The organism is Micromonospora parva, from assembly GCF_040649675.1.
Classification (GTDB): domain Bacteria; phylum Actinomycetota; class Actinomycetes; order Mycobacteriales; family Micromonosporaceae; genus Micromonospora; species Micromonospora parva.
The window spans coordinates 332,066-355,437 of record NZ_JBEZFX010000008.1; the positions used below are offsets into that span (position 1 = coordinate 332,066).

The following is a 23,372-nucleotide window of genomic DNA, read 5'->3' on the forward strand; positions in this document are numbered from 1 at the left end:
CCAGCGATGTGATGAGCTGTACGGGTGTCGGGGCTGGGACTTGTGTTGCACCCCACCCGGGATGTCACCGAGGTGGTCGGGATCATCGAGCGGTGGGCGACGCGTCACCACAAGACGCTGATGGTGCGCGAGGAGGACCAGCACCGTGTCCCGTCCGCCGTCGAGCCGGTGCCGGCGGGTGAGGTCGCGGCCCGCGCCGACGCGTTGATCAGCATCGGCGGTGACGGCACCATGTTGGGTGCGCTGCGCTCCGCCATCGGCGACCCCAAGCCGGTGCTCGGCGTACACCTGGGTCGTCTGGGGTTTCTCGTCGAAGTCGAACCGCCGGAGTTGCCCGAAGCGCTGAGCCGGCTGCTGTCGAAGGATTTCACCATCGAGTCGCACGCCTGCCTCGCCTGCGACGTCTGCGGTGACGACATCGTGGCGTTCAACGACATCGCGTTGGTTCGCCAGCCGGGGGCCGGCTTCGTCAGCGTCACGCTCGCCATCGACGGCCAGCAGTACGGCTACTACCGCAGCGACGCCGTGGTGGTCAGCACTCCGATCGGCTCGACGGCGTACAGCTACGCCGCCGGTGGTCCACTGATCTCCCCGGCGGCGGACTCGGTGGTGATCACGCCGGCGGCGCCGATGGCCGGCATCTCCCGGGCGGTGGTGCTCTCCCCGGACGAGAAGATCCGGTTGGAGTTGCAGCCCAACTCGTCGCCGGTGGTCGTGGAGATGGACGGGTTGGTGTTCCGCGACGCGGCGACGGAGGGGACGGTGGACATCTCGTACCGCCGCGACGCCGGTCTGGTGGTCCGCTTCGATCCGCTGCGTTACCAGGAGCGCAACCAGTTGAAGATGACGCTGCTCGACCTGCCGTTCCTCCCCGAGCAACTCCGCGAACTACTCCCCGAAGAACTGCGCCGGCGCGGCCAACAACTACCCCCACCCGCCGACCCCCCACCCTGCTGATACCCCCCACCCCGCCCCCCCTGCTGCCTGCCCCGCGACGCCGTTGATCAAGAGGTTTGCGTCACGACACGCCGGTCGGCATGACGCAAACCTCTTGATCAACCGGGGTAAAGGGGGGGCAGGGGGGTGCGGGTTAGGCCTGGGTTAGGGCTTGGTCTACCAGGGTTTTGGCTTCTTCCTGGATCTTCTTCAGGTGGTCGGGGCCCTGGAAGGACTCGGCGTAGATCTTGTAGACGTCCTCCGTGCCGGAGGGCCGCGCGGCGAACCAGCCGGACTCGGTGCTGACCTTCAGGCCACCGATCGGTGCGCCGTTGCCCGGGGCGGTGGTCAGCGTCGCGGTGATCGGCTCACCGGCCAGCTCGGTGGCGGTGACCTGGTCCGGGGAGAGCTTGCCGAGCACTGCCTTCTGCTCCCGGGTGGCGGGGGCGTCGATCCGGGCGTACGCGGGCGCGCCGAAGCGCTCGGCCAACTCCGCCCAGTGCTCGCTCGGGCTGCGGCCGGTGGTGGCCTGGATCTCGGCGGCGAGCAGACAGAGCAGGATGCCGTCCTTGTCGGTGGTCCAGGTCGAGCCGTCGCGGCGCAGGAACGACGCCCCGGCGCTCTCCTCACCGCCGAAGCCGACAGCGCCGTCGAGCAGGCCGGGTACGAACCACTTGAAGCCGACCGGCACCTCCAGCAGGGGTCGGCCCAGGTCGGCGGCAACCCGGTCGATCATCGACGAGGAGACCAGGGTCTTGCCCACGGCGGCCGCCGGACCCCACTCGGTGCGGGTGCGGAACAGGTGTCCGATCGCCACCGCCAGGAAGTGGTTGGGGTTCATCAGCCCGGCGTCCGGGGTGACGATGCCGTGCCGGTCGGCGTCCGCGTCGTTGCCGGTGGAGATCTGGTAATCGGCCCGCGCGGCGATCAACGACGCCATCGCGTTCGGCGAGGAGCAGTCCATCCGGATCTTGCCGTCGCCGTCCAGGGTCATGAACCGCCAGGTCGGGTCGACGGTCGGGTTGACCACCGTCAGGTCCAGCCGGTGCCGCTCGGCGATCTCACCCCAGTACGCCACGCTCGCCCCGCCCAGCGGGTCCGCGCCGATGCGGATCCCCGCGTCACGGATGGCGTCGATGTCGATCGCCGCCGGCAGGTCGTCGACGTAGTGGGCGAGGAAGTCGTACTCCCCGGTGGTGTCGGCGGCCCGCGCCCGCGCGTAGGTGATCCGGCGGACCTCCTTGAGCCCGGCGGCGAGGATGGCGTTGGCCCGGTCCTGGATCCACCGGGTGACGTCGGTGTCGGCCGGCCCGCCGTTGGTGGGGTTGTACTTGAAACCGCCGTCGTCGGGCGGGTTGTGCGACGGGGTGATCACGATGCCGTCGGCGAGCCCGCTGGTCCGCCCCCGGTTGTGGGTGAGGATCGCGTGCGACAGCGCCGGGGTCGGGGTGTAGCCGTCGCGGCTGTCCACCAGCACGGTGACCCCGTTGGCGGCGAGCACCTCCAGGGCGTCCACCGCGGCCGGCGCGGAGAGCGCGTGGGTGTCCCGGGCGAGGAAGAGCGGCCCGTCCAACCCCTGCTCGCGTCGGTAGTCGCAGAGCGCCTGGGTGACCGCGAGGATGTGGTCGGAGTTGAACGCGTTGCGCAGGCTGGAGCCGCGGTGCCCGGAGGTGCCGAAGGAGACCTGCTGGGCCGGGTCCGCGGGGTCCGGATGCTCGGCGTAGTAGGCGGTCACCAGGCGCGGCACGTCGACCAGGTCGGCGGGCTCGGCGGGCTGGCCGGCACGGGGGTGGGTCACTGCGGGATCCTCCTCGGGAAGTGCGGGACGCTCACGGCACGACCTTCTGGCCCTTGCCGATCACCACGATGCCGTTGTCGGAGACGGTGTAGCGCTGCCGGTCCTTCTCCAGGTCGACGCCGATCTCGACGCCCTCCGGGACGAACACGTTCTTGTCCAGGATGGCCCGTCGGATCACCGCGTGCCGGCCGATCTCCACACCCTCCATCAGCACCGAGCCCTCGACGTGCGCCCAGGAGTGCACCCGCACCTTCGGCGAGACGATCGAGTTCTCCACCAGCGAGCCGGAGATCACCACACCCGGGGAGACCATCGAGCCGACCGCCCGGCCGACCCGTTCACCCCACTGGTGGACGAACTTCGCCGGCGGCCACGGCGGCTGCTCGGTGTAGATCGGCCAGTCGAAGTTGTACATGTTGAAGACGGGGTGCACGTTGATCAGATCCATGTGCGCGTCGTAGAACGAGTCGAGCGTTCCCACGTCCCGCCAGTAGCCGCGGTCGCGGTCGGTGCTGCCCGGCACCTCGTTGTCGCGGAAGTCGTAGACGTTGGCCTCGCCGCGCTCGACGAGCATCGGGATGATGCTGCCGCCCATGTCGTGCTTGCTGGTCTTGTCTTCGGCGTCGCGCTCGACCGCCTCGCAGAGGGCCCGGGTGGTGAAGACGTAGTTGCCCATCGAGGCGTAGATCTCGTCCGGCGCGTCGGGCAGGCCGACCGCGTCGGTGGGCTTCTCGCGGAACGCGCGGATCCGCTTGCCGTCCTCGCCGACCTCGATGACGCCGAACTGGTCGGCCATCGACAGCGGCTGGCGGATGCCGGCGACGGTCACCGCCGCACCGGAGGCGATGTGGTCCTCCACCATCTGCCGCGGGTCCATTCGGTAGATGTGGTCGGCGCCGAAGACGATCACGTAGTCGGGCTGCTCGTCGTTGATGAGGTTGAAGCTCTGGTAGATGGCGTCGGCCGAGCCGGCGAACCACCACGGGCCGCGACGTTGCTGCGCGGGCACCGGGGTGACGTAGTTGCCGAGCAGCGTGGACATCCGCCAGGTCTTGGTGATGTGCCGGTCGAGGGAGTGGGACTTGTACTGGGTCAGCACGACGATCTTGAGATAGCCGGCGTTGGCCAGGTTGGAGAGGACGAAGTCGACCATGCGGTACATCCCGCCGAACGGGACGGCCGGCTTGGCCCGGTCCGTGGTGAGTGGCATCAGGCGCTTGCCCTCCCCACCCGCCAGGACGATCGCGAGCACCTTGGCAGCCATGCCCCGACGCTATCCACCCTCGCCCCACTTCACCACTCGTACGGGGAGTCTTCTGCACTAGGGTGCGGGGTCATGACGGAACCCACCCCGCCGCGCGTCGATCTGCTCACCCGCGAGTACCCACCGGAGGTCTACGGCGGCGCGGGCGTGCACGTCGAGTACCTGGCCCGGGAGTTGCGCCGCCGCACCGACGTGCGGGTGCACTGCTTCGGCCTGCCGCGCACCGAGCCGGGCGTCACCGCGTACCCCGAACCGCCCGGCCTGACCGGCGCGAACGCCGCGCTGCGCACCATGGGCGTGGACCTGGAGATGGCCGCCGGCACGGCCGGCACCGACGTGGTGCACAGCCACACCTGGTACGCGAACCTGGCCGGTCACACCGCGAAGCTGCTGCACGGGGTGCCGCACGTGGTGACCGCGCACAGCCTGGAGCCGCTGCGGCCGTGGAAGGCCGAGCAGCTCGGCGGCGGTTACGCGCTCTCCTCGTGGATCGAGCGCACGGCGTACGAGTCGGCCGACGCGATCATCGCGGTCAGCGGCGGGATGCGCTCCGACGTTCTCACCGCGTACCCGCAGATCGACCCCGACCGGGTCCGGGTGGTCTACAACGGCATCGACACCATCCAGTACGCCCCGGACGCCGACACCGACGTGCTCGACCGGCTCGGCATCGACCCGTCCCGGCCGAGCGTGGTCTACGTGGGAAGGATCACTCGGCAGAAAGGGCTGCCGTACCTGCTGCGCGCCGCCCGGGAGTTGCCGGCGGACACCCAACTGGTGCTGCTGGCCGGCGCGCCGGACACCGCCGAGATCGCCGCCGAGGTCGAGGAGTTGGTGGCCGAGCTGCGGGCCAACCGTTCCGGGGTGGTCTGGGTGGCCGAGATGCTGCCCAAGACCGAGGTGATCCAGGTGCTCACCCACGCCACCGTCTTCGCCTGCCCGTCGGTGTACGAGCCGATGGGCATCGTCAACCTGGAGGCGATGGCCTGCGAGACGGCGGTGGTGGCGACCGCCACCGGCGGTATCCCCGAGGTCGTGGCCGACGGTGAGACGGGGCTGCTGGTGCCGATCGAGCAGGCCACCGACGGCTCCGGCACGCCCCTGGCCCCGGACCGTTTCGTGGCCGACCTGGCGGCGGCGATCAACACTCTGCTGGCGGACCCGGCGCGCACCGAACGGTTCGGCCTGGCCGGCCGGAGACGCGCGGTGGAGCACTTCTCCTGGGACGCCATCGCCGGGCAGACCCTGGAGGTCTACCGCTCCGTGCTGGCCCGCTAGACAGGCTGCCTGCTGGCGCTAGAGCAGGCTGCCGAGCCACAGGCCGAGTGCGGCCAGCACGAGGCTCGCGCAGAGGCTGCCGAGCACGTTGAAGGCCTCGACGGCGGCGTTCTTGCGCAGCAGTCCCAGGGTGTGCCACTCCTCGGTGGAGAAGGTGGTGTACGCGCCGAGGAAGCCGACGCCGACGACGGTGGCGAAGTCCTGCGCGCCTCCGGCGGTGTGTTTCACCGCGTAGCCGGTGACGATGCCGAGCACGAACGCGCCCGACACGTTGATCAGGAAGGTGCTCGCCGGGAACGCCTTGCTGGACCCGGTGGCCCGCCTGCTCCACCACGGCTTCACCAACGCGTCGACGCCGGCGCGGCTCAGCGCTCCGAGTCCGCCGGCCAGGAACACCCCGATGCCGACCCACATCAGGCACTCCTTGCCGTCGGACGCCCGGTGCGCAGTTCCACCAGGCGGGCGCCGAGCGCCGCCGCGAGCACTCCGAGGACGATGGACACGACCAGGTAGACGATGCCGATTCCGCTGCGCCGCGCCCCGATCAGCTGGTCGCTCTCGACGATGAAGTGCGACCAGGTGGTGAACCCGCCGATGAGCCCGGTCGACAGGAACGGCTTGCCCCACGGGCCCGGCAGCCGGTGTGCCGCGAGCAGCGTCATCACGGCGCCGAGCGCGAACGCGCCCACCATGTTGATCACGAAGGTGACCCAGGGGAAGTCAGGTGGCGTGGACGGCGCGAAGCCGAGCCCCAGCAGGTACCGCAGGGTGGCGCCGATACCACCGCCGACGACGATCGCGAGGATTGTCATTGGCCCATTGACTCACCGTCGTATGCCACCGACGCCCCGGCCGGGCGGCCCTCACCCGTACGGTCGACGTCCGCCCGGTCAGATCGGCGTTCCGGGTGGGGACTTGAACAACGACGTCGCCTGTGCGGGGTGACCGCCGTGCCCGTTGCGGAGCGCGACGGCCGCGATGCGGATCAGGTCGATGTTGACCCCGGCCGCGCCACTCGGGTCGTCAACCTTCAGTTTCACGTCGAGGCTCAGCGTCGTCTCACCCCAGCCCTGCGCCTCGATGTTGAGGTGCGCCACCTTCTGTGATCGCAGGTGCGGCAGGTAGCCGAGCGGAGCCACCTCGACCTTGTCGGCGTCCGGCAGGGCGTTGAGCTTGGACTGTTTCTTGGTGTTGGGGTTCTCGACCAGGTTGCGGAAGTCCTCGGTACCGCCCAGATTGACCTGGTAGGAACTGATCAGCGCCAGGCCCCGTTCGCGCAGCAGCCGCAACAGCGCGTTGTGCACCACCGAGGTGCCGAACTGGCTGGCCAGGTCGTCTCCGAGCAGCGGCAGACCGGCCGCCTCGAACCGGCTCATCACCTGCGGATCGCGGGAGATCGGGTCGGCGGTGGTGTTGATGAAGGCGACGCCCGCGATGCGCGCCGCCTCGGCGTACGCCCGGGCGGTCTCCGGTCGGCCGCTCGGCGCCGAGTAGAGCAGCACCTCCGCCCCGGCCAGTGCCGCCGCCACCCGGTCCACCCCGGTCGCGTCGACGAGCCCCTTCGTGACCGGCACACCCGAGCTGGGCAGGTCGCAGTTCAGCCGAGGGACGTTGTTGGGCGGCAGGAAGATCGCCTCGGTCAGATCCTTGCCGATCTTCTCCTTGGAGGTGGCGAAGGCCGCGACGAACTCGATGTCGCCCACCGCGATCCCGTCGACGACCGGCCGGCGGACACCCACCAGGCTGCCGTTGTGGCGGTGCAGCGCGATCCCCTGCACCAGCGCTGACGTGTTGTTGCCGACACCGACGACCGCGACCCTCACCCGTTTGATCATGACCGGAGGCTACGGCACCTCCGGCTCGGTGATCCCGTTCCGCCGCCGTCAAGATCACGCTGGAACCACGATCTGGTGGCATCGCCGAGGCTCCGACACCACTAGAACCAGGATTTTGCGCGATCTTGCGTCCTTCGGATCGTCGCGACACCTTCCGTGCACCGGGTGTGGGACAGAGCGGCACGCTTGGCCGCGCGCGAACGGATCTCGCGCAGTAGGTTGGCGGGGTGACTGGACGGTTCCCGATCGAAGACGTCTCCCCCGTCGTCTCCTGCGGGCGGTACCCGGCAAAGGCGGTCGTCGACGAACCGGTCCCGGTGTCGGCGCGCGCCTACCGGGAGGGGCACGACGCGCTGGGCTGCAACGTGGTGTGGGCCGGCCCCGACGGCGAGCCGCGGCCGTTCACCCGGATGCGCCCCGGCGAGCCGGGTCAGGACCGCTGGCACGCCACCATCTGCCCCGACGCCGTCGGCTCGTGGACCTTCTCCGTCGAGGCGTTCCAGGACCCGTACCTGACCTGGCAGAACGCGGTGACCAAGAAGGTCGCCGCCGGGCAGGGGCCGGAGGACCTGGCCAACGACCTGGCCGAAGGCGCTCGGGTACTCGCCGCCGCCCGCAGCCTCGTCCCGGCCGCCGACCGGCCCCGGGTCGCCGACGCGCTCACGGCGCTGGTCGACACCGACCTGCCGCTGGCGCAGCGGGTCGGGCCGGCTCTGGCCCTGGCCGACCTGCTCTGGGAGCACCCGGTGCGAGAGCTGGTCACCGCCGGTGACGCGTACTCGATCTGGGTTGACCGCAAGCGGGCGCTCTACTCGGCCTGGTACGAGTTCTTCCCCCGCTCCGAAGGGGCGGTGGGTGGCCGGTCCGGCACCTTCGCGACCGCCACCGAACGGCTGCCGGGTGTCGCCGCGATGGGCTTCGACGTGCTCTACCTGCCGCCGATCCACCCGATCGGCCGCATCAACCGCAAGGGCCGCAACAACGCGCTCACCGCCGGTCCGACCGACGTGGGCTCGCCGTGGGCGATCGGCGCCGCCGAGGGCGGCCACGACACGATCCACCCCGACCTGGGTACGCCGGCGGACTTCCGAGCCTTCATCCAGGCGGCTGCCGCACAGGGCCTGGAGGTCGCGATGGACCTGGCGTTGCAGTGCGCGCCCGACCACCCGTGGGTCACCGAGCACCCGGAGTGGTTCACCACCCGGGCCGACGGCAGCATCGCGTACGCGGAGAACCCGCCGAAGAAGTACCAGGACATCTACCCGGTCAACTTCGACAACGACCCCGAGGGCATCCGGGCCGAGGTGCTGCGGGTGGTGCTGCACTGGGTCGGTGAGGGCATCCGGATCTTCCGGGTGGACAACCCGCACACCAAGCCGTTCGACTTCTGGCACTGGCTGATCGCCGAGGTGAAGACTGTCGACCCGGACGTGCTGTTCCTGGCCGAGGCGTTCACCCGGCCGGCGATCATGCACGGCCTCGGCAAGATCGGCTTCACCCAGTCGTACACCTATTTCACCTGGCGCACGACGGCCGCGCAGATGCGGGAGTACTGCGAGGAGCTGATCGAGGCGGCCGACTACATGCGGCCGAACTTCTGGCCGAACACCCCCGACATCCTGCACGAGTCGTTGCAGCACGGCGGCCCGCCGATGTTCAAGATCCGGGCGGTGCTGGCCGCGCTGCTCTCCCCCTCCTGGGGCCTCTACGCCGGTTACGAGCTGTTCGAGCACGTGGCCCGGCCGGGCGCCGAGGAGTACCTGGACAACGAGAAGTACGAGCTGCGCCCCCGCGACTGGGCCGCCGCCGAGGCGCAGGGCCGCTCGCTGGCGCCGTTCCTGACCACCCTCAACCGGGTACGCCGGGACAACCCCGCCCTGCACCAGCTGCGCAACCTGCGGTTCCACGAGATCGACAACCCGGCGCTGCTGTGCTGGTCGAAGCACGACCCGGAGACCGGCAACACGGTCATCGTGATCTGCTCGTTCGACCCGCGCGAGGTGCAGTGGGGCAACACCACCCTCGACATGCCGGCGCTCGGCTTCGACTGGCACGAGCGCTTCACGGTGTACGACGAGCTGACCGGCACCAGCTACGACTGGGGTCAACGCAACGCGGTACGCCTCGACCCGTACCTGCAACCCGCGCACGTGTTGACGGTGCGTCGCCCGACCCCGCCGGTCGCGCCGCCGCTGGCGGGCGCCGAACCGGCGGACCTCACCGTCGCCGACGTGCCGGACGACCTGTCCGGCGGCACCGCCCCGGTGGCCCCGGCCACCGCGCCGTCGCCCCCCGCCACCGCGCCGTCGGCCCCCGCCACCGCCCCGGTGGCCCCGGCCACCGAACCGTCTCCCCCCGCCACCGCGCCATCGGCCCCAACCGCCGCTCCGGGGCCCCCGGCCAGCGTGGCGGCGACGCCGGCCACCCTGGCGTCCCGGGCGGCGGCCCGTGCGGCCGCCACCCGCCCGTCCCGTTCCGCGCCGACCGCTCCCGCCCCGAAGGACGACCGATGGACCAGCTGATCTCCGGCGCGACGCACGACCCGCACGCGTTGCTCGGCGCGCACCCCGCCGACTCGTCGACGACGATCCGCACCATGCGCCGGGGCGCCGGGGACGTGATGCTGCTCGTCGGCGACGAGCGGCACCCGATGAAGCGGGTCCACGACGTGGGCGTCTTCGAGGCGCAGGTCGACGGCGTCGTGCTCGACTACCGGGTGGAGGTCGACGGCACCGCGCACGACGACCCGTACCGCTACCCGCCGACCCTCGGCGACCTGGACCTGCACCTGATCCGCGAGGGCCGGCACGAGCGACTGTGGGAGGCGCTCGGCGCCCGGGTGTTCGACGAGGGCGTGGCGTTCAGCGTCTGGGCGCCCAACGCCCAGGGCGTGCGGGTGGTCGGCGACTTCACCGGCTGGGGGCCGGACGACGGCTGGCCGATGCGCTCGCTCGGCTCCAGCGGGGTGTGGGAGCTGTTCGTCCCCAACGCGCGGGTCGGGGCCCGTTACAAGTACCGGGTGCTCGGCGCCGACGGGCAGTGGCGGGACAAGGCCGACCCCCTCGCCGCGTACGCCGAGGTGCCGCCGGCCACCGCCTCGGTGGTGCACCACTCGACGTACCGGTGGAACGACGCGGACTGGTTGGCCCGGCGGGCCGAACGGCAGCCGCACCAGGAGCCGATGAGCGTCTACGAGGTGCACCTCGGCTCGTGGCGGCCCGGCCTGGGCTACCGCGAGCTGGCCGAGCAGCTCACCGCGTACGTCACCGAGCTGGGCTTCACCCACGTGGAGTTCCTGCCGGTGATGGAGCACCCGTTCGGCGGTTCCTGGGGTTACCAGGTGACCGGCTACTACGCGCCGACCTCCCGGTTCGGCGACCCGGACGACTTCCGGTACCTGGTGGACCAACTGCACGCCGCCGGCATCGGCGTCCTGCTGGACTGGGTGCCCGCGCACTTCCCCAAGGACGAGTGGGCCCTCGCCCGGTTCGACGGCACCCCGCTCTACGAGCACCCCGACCCGCGGCGCGGCGAGCACCCCGACTGGGGCACGTACGTCTTCGACTTCGGCCGCAACGAGGTCCGCAACTTCCTGGTCGCCAACGCGCTCTACTGGTGCGACCAGTTCCACGTCGACGGGCTGCGGGTCGACGCGGTCGCCTCGATGCTCTACCTGGACTACTCCCGCAACCACGGCGAGTGGGCCCCCAACCAGTACGGCGGCCGGGAGAACCTGGAGGCCATCGCCTTCCTTCAGGAGGTCAACGCCACCGTCTACAAGCACCACGCCGGCGTCGTCATGATCGCCGAGGAGTCCACCGCCTGGCCGGGGGTCACCCGACCCACCGCCGAGGGCGGGCTCGGCTTCGGGTTCAAGTGGAACATGGGCTGGATGCACGACACCCTGCTCTACACCTCGAAGGACCCGATCTACCGCCAGCACCACCACCACCAGCTCACCTTCTCCCTGGCGTACGCCTGGAGCGAGAACTACGTGCTGCCGATCAGCCACGACGAGGTGGTGCACGGCAAAGGCTCACTGGCCGGCAAGATGCCCGGCGACACCTGGCAGCGGCTGGCGAACGTGCGGGCGCTGCTGGCGTACATGTGGGCGCACCCCGGCAAGCAACTGCTCTTCATGGGCTCCGAGCTGGCAGACGACCGGGAGTGGAGCGAGGAACGCGGCCTCGACTGGTACCTGCTGCACGACCCGGCCCGCGCCGGCGTGCAACGCCTCGTCGGCGACCTCAACCGGGTCTACCGGGACACCCCGGCGCTCTGGGCCCAGGACACCGAGCCGGCCGGCTTCCGCTGGATCGCCGGTGACGACGTCGCCAACAACACCGTGTCGTTCATCCGGATCGCCCCGGACGGCTCGACGCTGGTCTGCGTGGCGAACTTCTCCGCCCAGCCGCTGCACGACTACCGGATCGGATTGCCGGCCGGTGGCACCTGGACCGAGGTGCTCAACACCGACGCCCACCACTACGGCGGGTCCGGGGTGGGCAACCTGGGTGAGGTGCGGGCCGAGGACGTGCCGTGGCACGGGATGGTCGCGTCAGCGGCCCTCCAGGTGCCGCCGTTGGGTGCGATCTGGCTCCGCCAAAGCTGACAGCCGCCGCTGACGGTAGAAGGGCAGGGCTTACGGCAGGTCGGCGCAGACCTGTACTAGCGTTGACGCTGTGAGCAATCGTCCTGCGATGTACGAGCCGATGACGATGGCACGCTTGGGCGTCCTGCTCGCCGGGGTCGACGACCCCAGGCGGTGGCGTCTGGTGGCGGAGTTCCTGGAGGAGTACAGCTGGGAAGCGTCCGAGCGTCGCGCTGACTTGCTGATCCAGGAGCCAGCTCCGACAGGTGACGATCATTGGGACGTCTTCCTCGCGGCGCTGACGGAGTACCTCGCCGCCCGCGACGGGCGCGGCGCTCCCTCGTGGGTCGAGACGCGGTCGCTACGGCAGTTCTGGTTCCCCTTCAACACTCGCGCCGCCCGCGTCGACGCCGTGGTGCACTCGCCTGCGGCGTTCCGGCGCCGTGGGGTGTTCATCTCCCCACAGGAGTTGAAGGTCGCGTGAGCGCCGACGACCCGCTGCTGGACCGTACTGCCATCGAGGACGCCTTCCGCAGGCTCGGTGACCGGCTGGCAAAGCGAGGTGTGATCGCCGACCTGTACATCTTCGGTGGAGCTGCAATGGCGTTGGCCTACGACGCCCGTCGGGCGACCCGGGACATCGACGCTGTGTTTCAGCCGCACGGCATCGTGCTCGACGAAGCGCGGGCTGTCGCTGATGAGCTCGGGCTGCCGCGGTGGTGGCTGAACGAACAGGCGAGCGTGTACGTCGCCGCTGGCGGAGCCCGGAGGCACCACGAGTCTTCGATCACCCTGGCCTGCGGGTCTCGGCGGCGTCCCCGGAACACCTGCTTGCCATGAAGGTACTCGCGGCACGGCGCCGAGATGCCGAGGACATCCGCTTCCTGGTGGAGCAACTCGGGCTGAACAACCCCGACGAGGTCCTCGGCCTCTGCACCGAGATCTTCCCGGACGAAGAGGTCCCCGGCCGGGCGAGACTTGTCCTCGAAGACGTGTTCGACGGCCGATAGCTCGGCGGGGCTGACGGTCAGACCAGGCCGGCGTCGCGCAGCAGCTGCCACAGGCCGGCGCCGTCCGGGGCGGAGAGCCACTTCTGCCCCACCGGCCCCGACGAGGGGCGGCCGGCCGGGGCGGGCAGGCTACCGGCCAGCACCGACTGGGTCGGGGAGAGTCGGCGGATCGCCACCCCGGCGACGTTCTCCGGGTGGGCGGCGGCGAACTCGCGGTAGATCTCCTGATCGTGCTGGCCGTCGTCGCCGACGAGCAGCCAGCGCACGTCGGGGAACTCCTTGGCCAGCCGGGCCAGGGTGCTGCGCTTGTGTTCCATGCCGCTGCGGAACCAGCGGTCGGCGGTCGGCCCCCAGTCGGTGAGCAGCAGCGGCCCGGCCGGGTAGAGGTGCCGGGACAGGAAGCGGGTCAACGTGGGCGCCACGTTCCACGCGCCGGTGGAGAGGTAGAAGACCGGGGCGCCGGGATGCGCGGTGACCAGCCGTTCGTAGAGCACCGCCATGCCGGGCACGGCGTTGCGCGCGTGCTCGTCGAGCACGAACGTGTTCCAGGCGGCGAGCAGCGGTCGGGGCAGCGCGGTCACCATCACCGTGTCGTCGATGTCGGAGAGGATGCCGAACTTGACGTCCGGGTCGAGGATGCGCACCGGCGCGTCGACCGGTTCGGCGTCCGGGACGCTGAGCCGGACCGTGCCCCAACCGGGCGGCAGGTCGGCCTCGACAAGCGTGTCGACGAAGCCGCTGCGGTCGGCCCGCGTCTCGTGGCACACCCCGCCGGCCTCGATGGTCACCGTGACGTGCTTGGCGGGCAGTGTGGTGAAGCTGCGCCAGCCGCGGACCTTGTCCAGCCGACCCCGCTGGCGGGTGTCCGGACGGCCCAGCAGGACCCGACACATCACCCGCACCCACCCCGGCGCGCCGTAACCGGTGTACGCGACGATGTTGATCCGCCAGCCGGTGCGCCGCAGCCGACGCTCGACGAGCTGGTGCACGGCGTCCTCGATCCGCGCGGCCCGGTGCAGGTTCGGTACGGCCAGCTGGCCGGCGGGAGTGGGTGGCACGCGCCAACCCTGCCACACGTCGGCAGCCACGGCCACGCGAGCCGTCCCCGGCCGCACCGGCCCAGCCAGCCCCGGCCGTACCGGCCCCGCCAACCCTGGCTGCGCCGATCCACCTCGGCGGCCCGGCCGGACGTGAAACACTCCGGTCGGGACGACGACGGGGGCGTTGGTCGTGTCGCATCCAGAGCAGCACCGCGGGCGATGGCGTCCGCGACTCGACCGGCCGGCGCTCGTCGCGCTGCTGTTCGGGGTCGCCGGTGTCGTCTACCGGCTGATTCTGACGCTCTTCACCGTGCCGGTGTCGAACAGCGACGAGGCGACCTTCGGTCTCGCCGCGCTGCACATCGCCCAGGGCCGGGAACGCCCGATCTTTCTCTACGGCCAGCACTACATGGGGGTGTTGGAGTCGTACCTGGCCGCTCCCCTGATGGCGGTGGCCGGGCCGAGCTGGCCGGTGCTGCGGCTGCCGATGCTCGTGCTGTACGCGGTCTTCCTCTATCTGATCCACCGGTTGACCCGCCGGCTCTGCACACCGTGGTTCGCCGCCTTCGTGGTGGGTCTGCTCGCGCTCGGGCCGGAACGGGTGGTGCGCGACCAGCTCACCGTCGTCGGTGGGCGGCCGGAGGTGAAGCCGGCGGTGCTGCTGATGCTGCTGATCACCGTGGGGCTGGCCGTCGGCACGGTTCACCGCCGACGCCTCGCGATCGGGCTGTTCGGGCTGCTCGTCGGGCTGTCGGTCTGGTCGGACTGGCTGATCCTGCCGTACCTCGCGGTGGCCGGGCTGGCCCTGCTCTGGGCGGTACGGCGGGAGCTGCTCGGTTGGTGCGGTCTGCTGCTGGTGGCGGGGGCGGTCGTCGGGGTGGCCCCGATGATCGTCGACAACCTGCGGGCCGGGCCCGGTGAGGACTCGTTGTCGGTGTTCCGGGAGGTCAGCACCAAGACCGGGCCGCAGCCACCGTGGTCCGACCGGATCCGGGGTGGCCTGCTGGAGGGGGTGCCGCTGGCGCACGGGCTCTGCCCGGTGGACGGCTGCGGACGCTGGCAACAGTGGTTCGGCGTGCTGTACCCGGTGCTGCTGGTGGCCGGCACGGCACTCGCGGTGCTCGCGTACCGTCGCGCGGCCGCAACTCCGGGTAGGGAGCGGGTCGAACGCGCCGGTGTCGCGTCCGCGGGTGCAGAGCAAAGGCCCGGAGGGTTGCGTGCAGAGCGGGTCGGGCCGGTCGTGCAGCTCGCGCTGATCGCCGGAGCGGCGTTGACACTGCTGTCGTACGTGCGCAGCCCGCTCGCCGCGACCAGCCCACTGGACAACGCCCGCTACCTGTCGGTGCTGCAACTGTCGCTGCCGGCGGTGCTCTGGCCGCTCTGGGTGGCGGCGCTGACCGCCTGGCGGGGCACCAGCAGCGTGCTGGGCCGGATCGCCGGCGCGCTGTCCGCCGCCGTGTTGGCCGCGCTGACAGTGACCACGCTGGTGATCACCGTGCTCTTCGCGGCCACCGGCACCGCGGCGTCGCGGACCGAGGAGCGCCAGGCCCGGGAGTTGGCCGCCGCGCTGCGCGCCGACGGGCCCCACGAGGTGTACGGGGACTACTGGACCTGCAACCGGTTGATCTTCAACACGGACGAGTCGGTGGTCTGCGGGGTGCTCGACGCCGACCTGTCCCCCGGGCAGAACCGCTACCGGCCGTACTGGCGGCAGGTGGGGCGAGCCGAGCGGCCGGGCTACGTGGTGGAGGCCGGCTCGCCGATGGACCGGCGGCTGCGGAGGCTGCTCGCCGACCGGGGTGACGCCACGCCGGTGCGGGAGGTCGGCGGCTATCGCGTGTACCACCCCGACACCCCGGTGCGGCCCTGGCGGTAGGGGCTGGTCGTACGCTGGCCGGGCCGGCGCGTGGGGCGCCGCGTTTCGCCCGTCGAGGAGACCCATGCTCATCCTGCTGCCGCCCTCGGAGGGGAAGGCCGACGCCGGCACCGGACGGCGCTGGACCCCGGACCGGCTGTCGCTGCCCGAGCTGAACCCGGCCCGCGAGCGGGTGCTGGACGCCCTGGTGGCGCTGAGCGCCGGGCCGGACGAGCAGGCGGCGCGGTCGGCACTCGGCCTCAGCGAGGGTCAACGCGGCGAACTGCGGCGCAACGCCCGACTGCGGGAGGCGGCCACCGCCCCGGTCGAGCGGCTCTACACCGGGGTGCTCTACGAGGCGCTGGACCTGGCCTCCCTGCCGGCCGCGGCGCAACGGGCGGCCCGCCGGTCGATCCTGATCAGCTCCGGCCTGTGGGGCGCGGTACGGCTGGCCGACCGGATCCCGCCGTACCGCTGCCCGATCGGCGCCCGACTGCCCGAGGTCGGCGCGCTGTCGGCGTACTGGCGCAGGGAGCTGACGCCGGCGGTGGACGGGGCTGCCGGGCGGGGCCCGGTGCTGGACCTGCGCTCCGGTGCGTACGCGGCCACCTGGACGCCGCGCGGAGAGCTGGCCGAGCGCACCGTCACCGTGCGGGTTCTGCACGAGCGGGAGGTCGACGGGGTGCCGGTCCGCTCGGTGGTCAGCCACTTCAACAAGGCCACCAAGGGGCGGCTGGTCCGCGACCTCCTCGTCGCCGGCGCCCGGCCGCGTACCGCGGCGGAGCTGGTGGGCACCCTGCGGGAGTTGAAGCACACGGTGTTGGAGCAGGGCACCGCCGCGGGCCGGGTACGGCAGGTGGATGTGGTCGTCACCGACCTGTAGCGGGCACGGCAGCCGCAAGATTTGCTCAAGGCTCGGCCGGAGCGGTTCCGTAACGGCGTGACAGGGGCCACGGTAAGGCGACCCAGACTCCGACAAGGGAGCCTCCGTTGACCCGCGAACCCGCCCTGCTCGACCGGCCCCACCCCTCGACGTCCCCGGCCCCGCTGGGTTGGTTGACACTGGGCGACGCGTTCGAGGCCGCCTGCCTGCAACGGTGCACACCGCCGCCGACCGCCGCCCGACCGAGCGCGGTACGGGCCGAGCACACCCCCGGGGTGGAGTTCAATCGGGAGGACGCCGCGCAGCGCATGCGGCAACTGCTCGCCCGGCTGGACATCCCGGTCACCCACGAGGTTGCCGTCGGCGGCCTGCGCCGCCGCTACGAGTTGCACCGGCTGTGGGTGCCCCGGGAGCACCAGGGCGCGTACACCCGGATGTTGGACGCGGGCTGGTGGCAGGGGCGGCGCGAGCTGCTCGGCGGGCCGCTGCCCGGCGCCTCGCCGGCCCGTCGGCGGTTGGTGACCCGGCTGGCGGAGGCGGCCTGGCGCTCGGCGCTGCTGGCCGCCGGGCGGCACGTCCGCCGGCACATCCTCGGTGTCCGGCTCACCGACCGGGAGTTGGCAGCGGTGCTCATCCGGGGCGCGGCCGTGCTCGACGTGCCGGCCCGGCTCCGCCCCGGCACCGGTTGCTTCCTGGTCAGCGTGGCCGACGGCCCGGACCGGCAGCGGATCCTGCGCAGCGCGGCGTTGGAGCCGGCGCGCGCACCGATGGCGGCACCCGTGACGGCGACAGCACGCGGGATGAACCCGGCGCGTGCTGTCGGTGCGCCGGCGGGTCGCGCCGCCTGCTGATCGGTGCCGGCGTCCGGACGTCGCCCGACCCGGGCTTGCGCGCACCGGCACGACGGCGCACAGTGCACCGCGTGAGTCGTACCTCGTCCAGCCGCACCGGCCTGGCCGCCCTGTGGACGGTGCTGCTGATCGCGAACCTCGCGGTCGCCAGCTGCCGGGACGCCCCGACCCCGCCGACGTCGATCCGGATCGCCACCGGCAGCCCCACCGCTGTCTACTACGCGTTCGGGCAGTCCCTGGCGGCCATCCTCAACCGGGAACTGCCCGACGTCCGGGCGAGCGTGGTGGTCACCGCCGCCTCGGCGGAAAACGTCCAGCTCGTCGGCTCCGGCGGGGCCGAGCTGGGCTTCACCCAGGCCGACGTGCTGCCCACCAGCACGACGGGAAGCCCCGCGGTCGCCGCCGTCGCCCGGGTGTACGACGACCAACTGCACCTGGTCACCACGAGCGGTGGCCCGGTCCGCACTGTCGCCGACCTGCGCGGCCGGCGCGTCTCCGTCGGCGCGCCCGGCTCGGGCACCGAGATCACCGCGACCCGGCTGTTGGAGGTGGCCCGCCTCGGTGGCGGCGAGGTGCGCCGCGAGCGGCTCGGTCTGGACGACTCGGTGAAGGCGCTGCGTTCCGGGCGGATCGACGCGTTCTTCTTCTCCGGAGGCCTGCCGGTGCGGGGCATTGAGGAGTTGGCCGACGCCAGCGCCATCCGGATCGTGGACCTCAGCGAGTGGACCGAGCCGCTGCGCTCGCGCTACGGCCAGGTCTACGTCTCCCGGGACATCCCCCGCTCGGTGTACGGGGTGGACGCGGTGACCACTGTCGCCAACCCGAACTACCTGATCGTCCGGGCCGGGCTGCCGGAACCGTTGGTCCGTGAGGTGACCCGGCTGCTGATGGACCGCCGCGCCGAGCTGGCCGCCGCGCATCCGGCGGCGGGACGGATGAGCCCCCGCTCGGCGATCGTCACCGCGCCGCTGCCGCTGCACCCGGGCGCCGCCGCGTGGTACCGCGCCACCAAACCGTGACGGCCGGGCTCAGCGCGCCGGGCTGGGCCGCAGGTCGGTGGCCGGTTCCTCCTGCGCCGGCTCCTCCTCCGCCGGCTCCACGCTGAGGACCGGCGCCGGGAACCACAGGGCGGCGACCAGCCCCCGCGACTCCCCCGGGCGCATGGTGAGCCGCCCGTCGGACGCGTCGACCAGCACTGCCGCGATGGTCAGGCCCAGCCCTGCGCCGTCCACGTTCTGCGCGTCCGGGGCCCGCCAGAACCGCTCGGTCGCCTGGCCGAGCTGACTCTCGGTCATGCCGGGGCCGGAGTCGCGAACCTCCAGCGCCACCCCGCCGTCGCGGCGGGCCACCGTCACCGTCACCGCCCCACCCGCCCCGCTGAACTTCACCGCGTTGTCGATGAGCGCGTCCAACGCCTGGTCGACGGCGGTCGGCACGGTCTGGGCGTACGCCGGGGCGTCGGTGGTGGCCAGCCGCAACGCGACCGACCGGTGCCGGGCCAGCGGCGCCCACGCGGCCACCCGGGAGGCGGCCACCGCGGCGGCGTCCACGGTGACGCGCTCGTTCTCCTCCCGTTCGGCCCTGGCGAGGGTGAGCAGCGCGTCGAGCACCAACGCGAGCCGGTCGGTCTCCTCCAGGGCCAGCCGGTGCTCGGACCGACCGTCCTCGTCGGTGAGGCTGGGCCCCAGCTCCTCCACCCGTAGCCGCAGCGCGGTGAGCGGGTTGCGCAGTTGGTGGCTGGCGTGCGCGACGAAGGCGCGCTGCCGGTCCATCACGTCGGAGACCACGTCGGCCATGTGGTTGAAGCTGGCCGCGAGGCGGCGCAGCTCCGGCGGCCCCAGCCGGTGCTGCACCCGGGCGCCCCGGTCGCCTTCGGCGATCTCGTGCGTGACCGCGTCCAGTTCGGTGACCGGACGCAGCACCCAACCGGCCAGCCCGAACGCGGTGAGCACACAGGCCAGCACGGCGAGCAGACCGGCCAGCGCGAGCAGCAGCCACCACGCGACGACAGCTCGGCGGATCGGGTCGGCCGGGGTCACGATCACCACCGCGCCGAGCACCTCACCGCCGTCGTTGATCGGTACCGCCACCACCACCGAGTCGGTCGTCCAGGGCCAGACCGACTCGGGGGCGCTGGTCTGCTGCCCGGACAGCGCGACGTCCAGGACCGTGGCGGTGCCCGGGGTGGGCTGCCACCGGGGCGACGAGACCGGGGTGTTCCGGTCCCGGTCGACGATCGCCGCGCTGATCGAGTACAGGTCGTCGTAGCTGGTCAGCTCCGACTCGATCGGGCCGGGCCCGCCGTCGCGCAACGCCGGCCCCGCCAGCGAGGCGAACCGGGTGGCGTCGGCGAGCCGGTCGGCACGGACCCGTTCGGTCTCCCGGCTGGCCATGGTGGCGGCCAACGGGGTCTCCAACGCGATGAGGACGAGGACCATCAGCAGCAGATAGCTGATCACCAGGCGGCGACGCACGTCAGCTCCTCACGCGTCGCGCAGCCGGTAACCGACGCCGCGCACGGTCTCCACCAGGCGGGCGTCGCCGAGCTTGCCGCGCAGCGACCCGACGTGCACCTCGACGGTGTGCCGGTCGGCCCAGGTGGTGCCCCAGGCGTCGAGCAGGATCCGGTCGCGGGGCACCGCCACCCCGGGTTGGCGGGCCAGCGAGAGCAGCACGTCGAACTCCTTGCGGGTCAACGTGACGACCCGCCCGTCGACGGTGACCGTCCGCGCGGCCACGTCGATGCGTACCGGACCGGCCTCGATGAGGTGCCGCTCGGGGGCGGCGTTCGCGGCGCGGCGCAGCACCGCCTCGATCCGGGCCTGCAACTCCACCATCGAGAACGGCTTGACCACGTAGTCGTCCGCGCCGAGGCGCAGACCCAGCACCCGGTCCCGTTCCTCACCCCGGGCGGTCACCGCGATGATGCCGAGTTGACTGCTGCGCCGACGCAGCTCCCGGCACAGGTCGGTGCCGTCCCCGTCGGGCAGGGTCAGGTCGAGCAGCACCAGGTCGCACGGGGCGGCGGAGAGTGCGGCGGCGACGGTGGCCGCGTGCTCGACCTCGTACCCCCGGCGGGTGAGGGCGGAGGACAGCGCAGCGGCCACCCGGCGGTCGTCCTCCACCAGCAGGATTCGCACCCGTGCCCCCGTCCGTCGCAGCGCTTGTTCTGCGAATGGTGGCAGAAGCGCGCGCGGACCGGGAGGCCGCCCGCCCGCGCCGGGCGGCGACCCACGCCCTAAAGGCCGAAGACGTCCTCGGCGGTGGCGTCCCTGACGCCGTCGGTGAATCCGCGGAAACCGGGGTCCTCGTGGCTGGCCGGCACGCTGGTGACGGTGACCCCGCTGGCCTGGGTGACAGCGTCGACCAGCGGCGGGTAGTCGATCTCGGCATCGTCGAAGGCGTCGTCGTCCGCCTCGGCCAGGTTGATCACGTGCTGTACGTCGTCGGACGGAGTGTCCGGGTCCTCGGCCCACTCGCCGCCGGCCCGGTAGCACTCGTCGTACAGTGCCCGCTGGCTGTCGGTCCAGTCATCGTCGTAGCTCTGCATCGCCCATCCCTCCGCGGCCTCTGACCTGAGCATGCCCGGCGGGAGGCGGCGGGCGCGGCGGTACCGGCGAAAACCGGGCGAGCGCGCCGACGGTCGCCCCGTACGCTGCTGTGGTGATCTACAAACTGCTGTCGAGCGCGGAGTGGGACGACGCGCTCGCCGTCGGCGCCTTCGCCGGCTCCGCCGTGGACCGGCAGGACGGTTTCATCCACCTCTCCTCCGGCGACCAGGTGGTGGAGACGGCACGGCGACACTTCGCCGGTGCCACCGGGTTGACCCTGCTCAGCGTCGAGGAGGAGCGACTGGGCGACGCGCTGCGGTGGGAGCCGTCGCGCGGCGGTCAGCTGTTCCCGCACGTGTACGGCTCGCTGCCGGTCACCGCGGTGGTGGCGGCGCGGGCGCTGCCGGTGGACCTTCCGGTCCCCGACGCGGTGGCCGCCCTGCTGGGCTGACCCGAACGTGGGCTAACCCGCACCCACGCCGACCCGCACCCACGCCGACCCGAACCCACGCTGACGCGAACGCGCCCGGTCCGACGGTGTCGGGCCGGGCGCGCTGCCGTACTGGCAACAGCTCAGTGACAGAGCCGGTCGATCTCCTGCTGGAAACGGTCCATCGGGTTCGCCTCGGCGGGGCCGAGCAGGTAGGTCTTCAGCTCCCGGCGGGCCTCGGTCATCGGGTCGTCGCCGGCCCGGGTGACCGTCACGATCTTCTCCAGCTCACCGCAGTCCTTGGAGAGCAGGTACGCGGCCCGAGCCGTCGGGTACTCGCGGCGGAAGTCGTCCTCCGAGAGGCCGGCCGGGTTGGCCACCACGTACGGCCGCTGGCTCTGCACGAAGTCGGACACCACACTGGACACGTCGCTGATCAGCAGGTCGGTCTGGTTGAAGCAGTCGAACAGCGCCGGCGTGCGGCCGGTGACCACCAGGTGCGCGGTGCCGTCCAACGAGGACGCGTCGGCGTCGCCCCCGGCAGTGCGGATCGCGGCGACGATCCGCTCGTGCACCGCCCTCGCCGCCTTGGACCGCGACCCGGTGAGCGGGTGCGGCTTGTAGATCAGGCGCAGCCGTGGGTTCGTGGCCAGCAGCCCCTTGACGATCCGCTCACCCATCAGCACCAGCGAGGTGTGGTACGGGTCGTCGTCGAGCCAACCCTCCCAGGTGGGCGCGTAGAGCACCGTGAACGGCCGGTCCACCGACTCGGCGCCGAAGGTGTGCACACCGGCGAGCTGCGGCCGGCCGATCTCGACGATGTCCGAGTCGAGGACCCCCACACCGGCTCGCGCGTAACGCTCCCGACCGGCGAGGCCGGCGACCCAGACCTCGTCGTACACCTTGCTGTAGGGGTTGACGCTGGCCTGCTTGTCGCTGTCGCCGTGCCCGACGAAGACGTGCTTCGTACCCGGCTCGCGGAGCATGTGGATGTTCGCGCCGACGTTGGCGGCGTAGAGCGCCGCGCGGACGCCGCCGAGGTCGAGGTTCATGAAGTCGACACCGGCCGGTACGCAGATCACCGGCAGCCGGGTGTCGGCCAGCTCCAGGAACGCCTCCCGGCTGCGCATCAGCACCACCGCGCGCTGCTGGAGCGCCTCGGTCGGGGCGAGCCACATGTTGGCCTGGTAGACGTCCTTGGCCGGGCCGGCGAAGTAGAGCGCCACCTCCGGCCGGTAGTTGTCCAGCCACCGCTGGACCGCCGGCAGCAGCGGACCCTGTCCCGCGCCCCGACCCCGCAGCCAGGTCAGCGCGATGATGGCGCCCACCAGACCGGTCGCCACGACCGCCACCGCACCGGCCACGAAGAACGGCGTCGGGTCGTGTTGCACCGCAGCGGCCACACCGGCCGGCACCAGCAGCAGGTTGAGCAGGGGCATCCGGTCACCGGCGACCGCCGCCGCCCAGGCGGGCGGCGTGGGCGCGCTGGACAGTGGACCCAGCTCGATGTTGCGCACCATGGCGGAGATCGGGTTACGACGCTCGATCATGGTGGAGAACGCGCCGGCGAAGACCGACACGACCCACACCGCGGCCGGCAGTACGAGCAGCAGGGTCAGTTCGCCGCCGCTGAGCCGCACCTCGGCGGCGACCAGCAGCACGGCGGCGAGGTCCCGCGTCAACTGCCGGTACGACCAGTGCAGGCCCACCTTCTCCAACAGCAGCTGCGACGGCGGTGACCAGCGGGCGACGGCGAACTCGCCGATGATGGCGGCCAACCCGGCGACGGCGAACAGGCCGACCCAACCGAATACGCCAGCGACGAGCATGACCAGGTAGGCCAGTACCAGTAGCGCACTCTGGGCGGCCACTCCGAGGCGTCCTGTCAACGTGCCGAACAAGCGAGTTCGCTCCCTACGAGATTTCGTTGCGGGCGGTGCCCGTGATGGACCGACGTCACTCCCCCGTCGCGCAGTGGCTCAGTCGCGGCCCGCTGCGTGTGACTGCGACCTTAACGCGAGCGGACAGCTCGGTGTCGCTCGGGTATCCG

At 71.9% G+C, this 23,372-nt stretch carries 22 protein-coding genes; 12 read left to right on the plus strand and 10 right to left on the minus strand.

Features of this window, described 5'->3' with window-relative positions; genetic code table 11:
• Positions 1–33 precede the first annotated feature (33 nt).
• On the plus strand, positions 34–957 hold the full coding sequence (locus tag AB0C03_RS21945; protein WP_387221958.1) for an NAD(+)/NADH kinase: 924 nt from the start codon (positions 34–36) through the stop codon (positions 955–957).
• 133 nt (positions 958–1,090) lie between these two features.
• Here AB0C03_RS21945 and pgm read toward each other — a convergent pair whose 3' ends face one another.
• Positions 1,091–2,734 carry a phosphoglucomutase (alpha-D-glucose-1,6-bisphosphate-dependent) gene (gene pgm / locus AB0C03_RS21950; RefSeq protein WP_030335775.1) on the minus strand — a complete coding sequence of 548 codons (1,644 nt, stop codon included), beginning with the start codon at positions 2,732–2,734 and terminating at the stop codon, positions 1,091–1,093.
• Between the two features lie 31 nt (positions 2,735–2,765).
• The gene (gene glgC, locus AB0C03_RS21955; RefSeq protein ID WP_030335777.1) at positions 2,766–3,998 is read right to left on the minus strand and encodes a glucose-1-phosphate adenylyltransferase; all 1,233 of its coding nucleotides are present in this window, start codon (positions 3,996–3,998) and stop codon (positions 2,766–2,768) included.
• Positions 3,999–4,070: 72 nt separating this feature from the next.
• On the opposite strand from glgC, the gene glgA reads away from it, so the two are divergent.
• The gene (glgA, locus tag AB0C03_RS21960; protein ID WP_030335778.1) at positions 4,071–5,276 is read left to right on the plus strand and encodes a glycogen synthase; all 1,206 of its coding nucleotides are present in this window, start codon (positions 4,071–4,073) and stop codon (positions 5,274–5,276) included.
• 18 nt (positions 5,277–5,294) lie between these two features.
• On the opposite strand, the gene AB0C03_RS21965 is transcribed toward glgA, so the two are convergent.
• The 3 genes from AB0C03_RS21965 to AB0C03_RS21975 form a co-directional block, all read right to left on the minus strand.
• Entirely contained in the window at positions 5,295–5,690 is a 396-nt protein-coding gene (locus AB0C03_RS21965) for a fluoride efflux transporter FluC (RefSeq protein WP_030335780.1), read from the minus strand.
• Positions 5,690–6,088 (minus strand): fluoride efflux transporter FluC, encoded by a 399-nt coding sequence (locus AB0C03_RS21970; RefSeq protein ID WP_051708754.1) that lies wholly within the window; start codon positions 6,086–6,088, stop codon positions 5,690–5,692. The genes AB0C03_RS21965 and AB0C03_RS21970 overlap by 1 nt, the downstream gene beginning before the upstream one ends.
• A 78-nt stretch (positions 6,089–6,166) precedes the next feature.
• On the minus strand, positions 6,167–7,111 hold the full coding sequence (locus tag AB0C03_RS21975) for an inositol-3-phosphate synthase (RefSeq protein ID WP_030335783.1): 945 nt from the start codon (positions 7,109–7,111) through the stop codon (positions 6,167–6,169).
• A gap of 227 nt (positions 7,112–7,338) precedes the next feature.
• Here AB0C03_RS21975 and AB0C03_RS21980 point away from each other — a divergent pair, with 227 nt between their 5' ends.
• The 5 genes from AB0C03_RS21980 (at position 7,339) to AB0C03_RS22000 (ending at position 12,712) form a co-directional block, all read left to right on the plus strand.
• A complete protein-coding gene (locus tag AB0C03_RS21980) occupies positions 7,339–9,633 on the plus strand; it encodes an alpha-1,4-glucan--maltose-1-phosphate maltosyltransferase (RefSeq protein WP_030335786.1) in 2,295 nt (764 codons plus the stop codon).
• Complete coding sequence (glgB, locus tag AB0C03_RS21985) at positions 9,621–11,723, plus strand: 1,4-alpha-glucan branching protein GlgB (protein ID WP_030335788.1); 2,103 nt, start codon at positions 9,621–9,623, stop codon at positions 11,721–11,723. Before AB0C03_RS21980 ends, glgB begins: the two co-directional genes overlap by 13 nt.
• Before the next feature lie 70 nt (positions 11,724–11,793).
• On the plus strand, positions 11,794–12,186 hold the full coding sequence (locus tag AB0C03_RS21990; RefSeq protein ID WP_357638624.1) for a hypothetical protein: 393 nt from the start codon (positions 11,794–11,796) through the stop codon (positions 12,184–12,186).
• The gene (locus AB0C03_RS21995; protein WP_357638626.1) at positions 12,183–12,542 is read left to right on the plus strand and encodes a hypothetical protein; all 360 of its coding nucleotides are present in this window, start codon (positions 12,183–12,185) and stop codon (positions 12,540–12,542) included. The genes AB0C03_RS21990 and AB0C03_RS21995 overlap by 4 nt, the downstream gene beginning before the upstream one ends.
• Positions 12,539–12,712 carry a hypothetical protein gene (locus AB0C03_RS22000; protein ID WP_357638628.1) on the plus strand — a complete coding sequence of 58 codons (174 nt, stop codon included), beginning with the start codon at positions 12,539–12,541 and terminating at the stop codon, positions 12,710–12,712. The genes AB0C03_RS21995 and AB0C03_RS22000 overlap by 4 nt, the downstream gene beginning before the upstream one ends.
• A 17-nt stretch (positions 12,713–12,729) precedes the next feature.
• On the opposite strand, the gene AB0C03_RS22005 is transcribed toward AB0C03_RS22000, so the two are convergent.
• A complete protein-coding gene (locus AB0C03_RS22005; RefSeq protein ID WP_036412232.1) occupies positions 12,730–13,770 on the minus strand; it encodes an App1 family protein phosphatidate phosphatase in 1,041 nt (346 codons plus the stop codon).
• Positions 13,771–13,942: 172 nt separating this feature from the next.
• Between AB0C03_RS22005 and AB0C03_RS22010 the strand changes: the two genes are divergently transcribed.
• From AB0C03_RS22010 to AB0C03_RS22025, 4 genes are all read left to right on the plus strand, one after another.
• Positions 13,943–15,628, plus strand: coding sequence for an ArnT family glycosyltransferase (locus tag AB0C03_RS22010; RefSeq protein ID WP_357638630.1), 1,686 nt, complete (start codon positions 13,943–13,945; stop codon positions 15,626–15,628).
• 64 nt (positions 15,629–15,692) lie between these two features.
• Positions 15,693–16,490, plus strand: coding sequence for a peroxide stress protein YaaA (yaaA, locus tag AB0C03_RS22015; RefSeq protein WP_030335794.1), 798 nt, complete (start codon positions 15,693–15,695; stop codon positions 16,488–16,490).
• Between the two features lie 107 nt (positions 16,491–16,597).
• Positions 16,598–17,341, plus strand: coding sequence for a hypothetical protein (locus AB0C03_RS22020; protein ID WP_357638632.1), 744 nt, complete (start codon positions 16,598–16,600; stop codon positions 17,339–17,341).
• 71 nt (positions 17,342–17,412) lie between these two features.
• Complete coding sequence (locus AB0C03_RS22025) at positions 17,413–18,360, plus strand: TAXI family TRAP transporter solute-binding subunit (RefSeq protein WP_425339855.1); 948 nt, start codon at positions 17,413–17,415, stop codon at positions 18,358–18,360.
• Positions 18,361–18,369: 9 nt separating this feature from the next.
• Here the strand turns inward: AB0C03_RS22025 and AB0C03_RS22030 are convergent, their stop codons facing one another.
• The 3 genes from AB0C03_RS22030 to AB0C03_RS22040 all read right to left on the minus strand — a co-directional run bounded on the left by AB0C03_RS22030 (position 18,370) and on the right by AB0C03_RS22040 (position 20,891).
• On the minus strand, positions 18,370–19,815 hold the full coding sequence (locus AB0C03_RS22030; protein ID WP_357638635.1) for a sensor histidine kinase: 1,446 nt from the start codon (positions 19,813–19,815) through the stop codon (positions 18,370–18,372).
• Between the two features lie 9 nt (positions 19,816–19,824).
• Positions 19,825–20,481, minus strand: a complete 657-nt coding sequence (locus AB0C03_RS22035; protein WP_030335802.1) for a response regulator transcription factor — start codon at positions 20,479–20,481, stop codon at positions 19,825–19,827.
• 98 nt (positions 20,482–20,579) lie between these two features.
• Positions 20,580–20,891: a hypothetical protein gene (locus AB0C03_RS22040; RefSeq protein ID WP_030335804.1), complete on the minus strand. Its 312-nt coding sequence runs from the start codon at positions 20,889–20,891 to the stop codon at positions 20,580–20,582.
• A 113-nt stretch (positions 20,892–21,004) separates the two neighbouring features.
• Between AB0C03_RS22040 and AB0C03_RS22045 the strand changes: the two genes are divergently transcribed.
• Positions 21,005–21,343, plus strand: coding sequence for a DUF952 domain-containing protein (locus AB0C03_RS22045; protein ID WP_210857974.1), 339 nt, complete (start codon positions 21,005–21,007; stop codon positions 21,341–21,343).
• Between the two features lie 122 nt (positions 21,344–21,465).
• Here the strand turns inward: AB0C03_RS22045 and AB0C03_RS22050 are convergent, their stop codons facing one another.
• Positions 21,466–23,223, minus strand: coding sequence for a CDP-glycerol glycerophosphotransferase family protein (locus AB0C03_RS22050; RefSeq protein ID WP_357638637.1), 1,758 nt, complete (start codon positions 23,221–23,223; stop codon positions 21,466–21,468).
• Between the last annotated feature and the right edge of the window lie 149 nt (positions 23,224–23,372).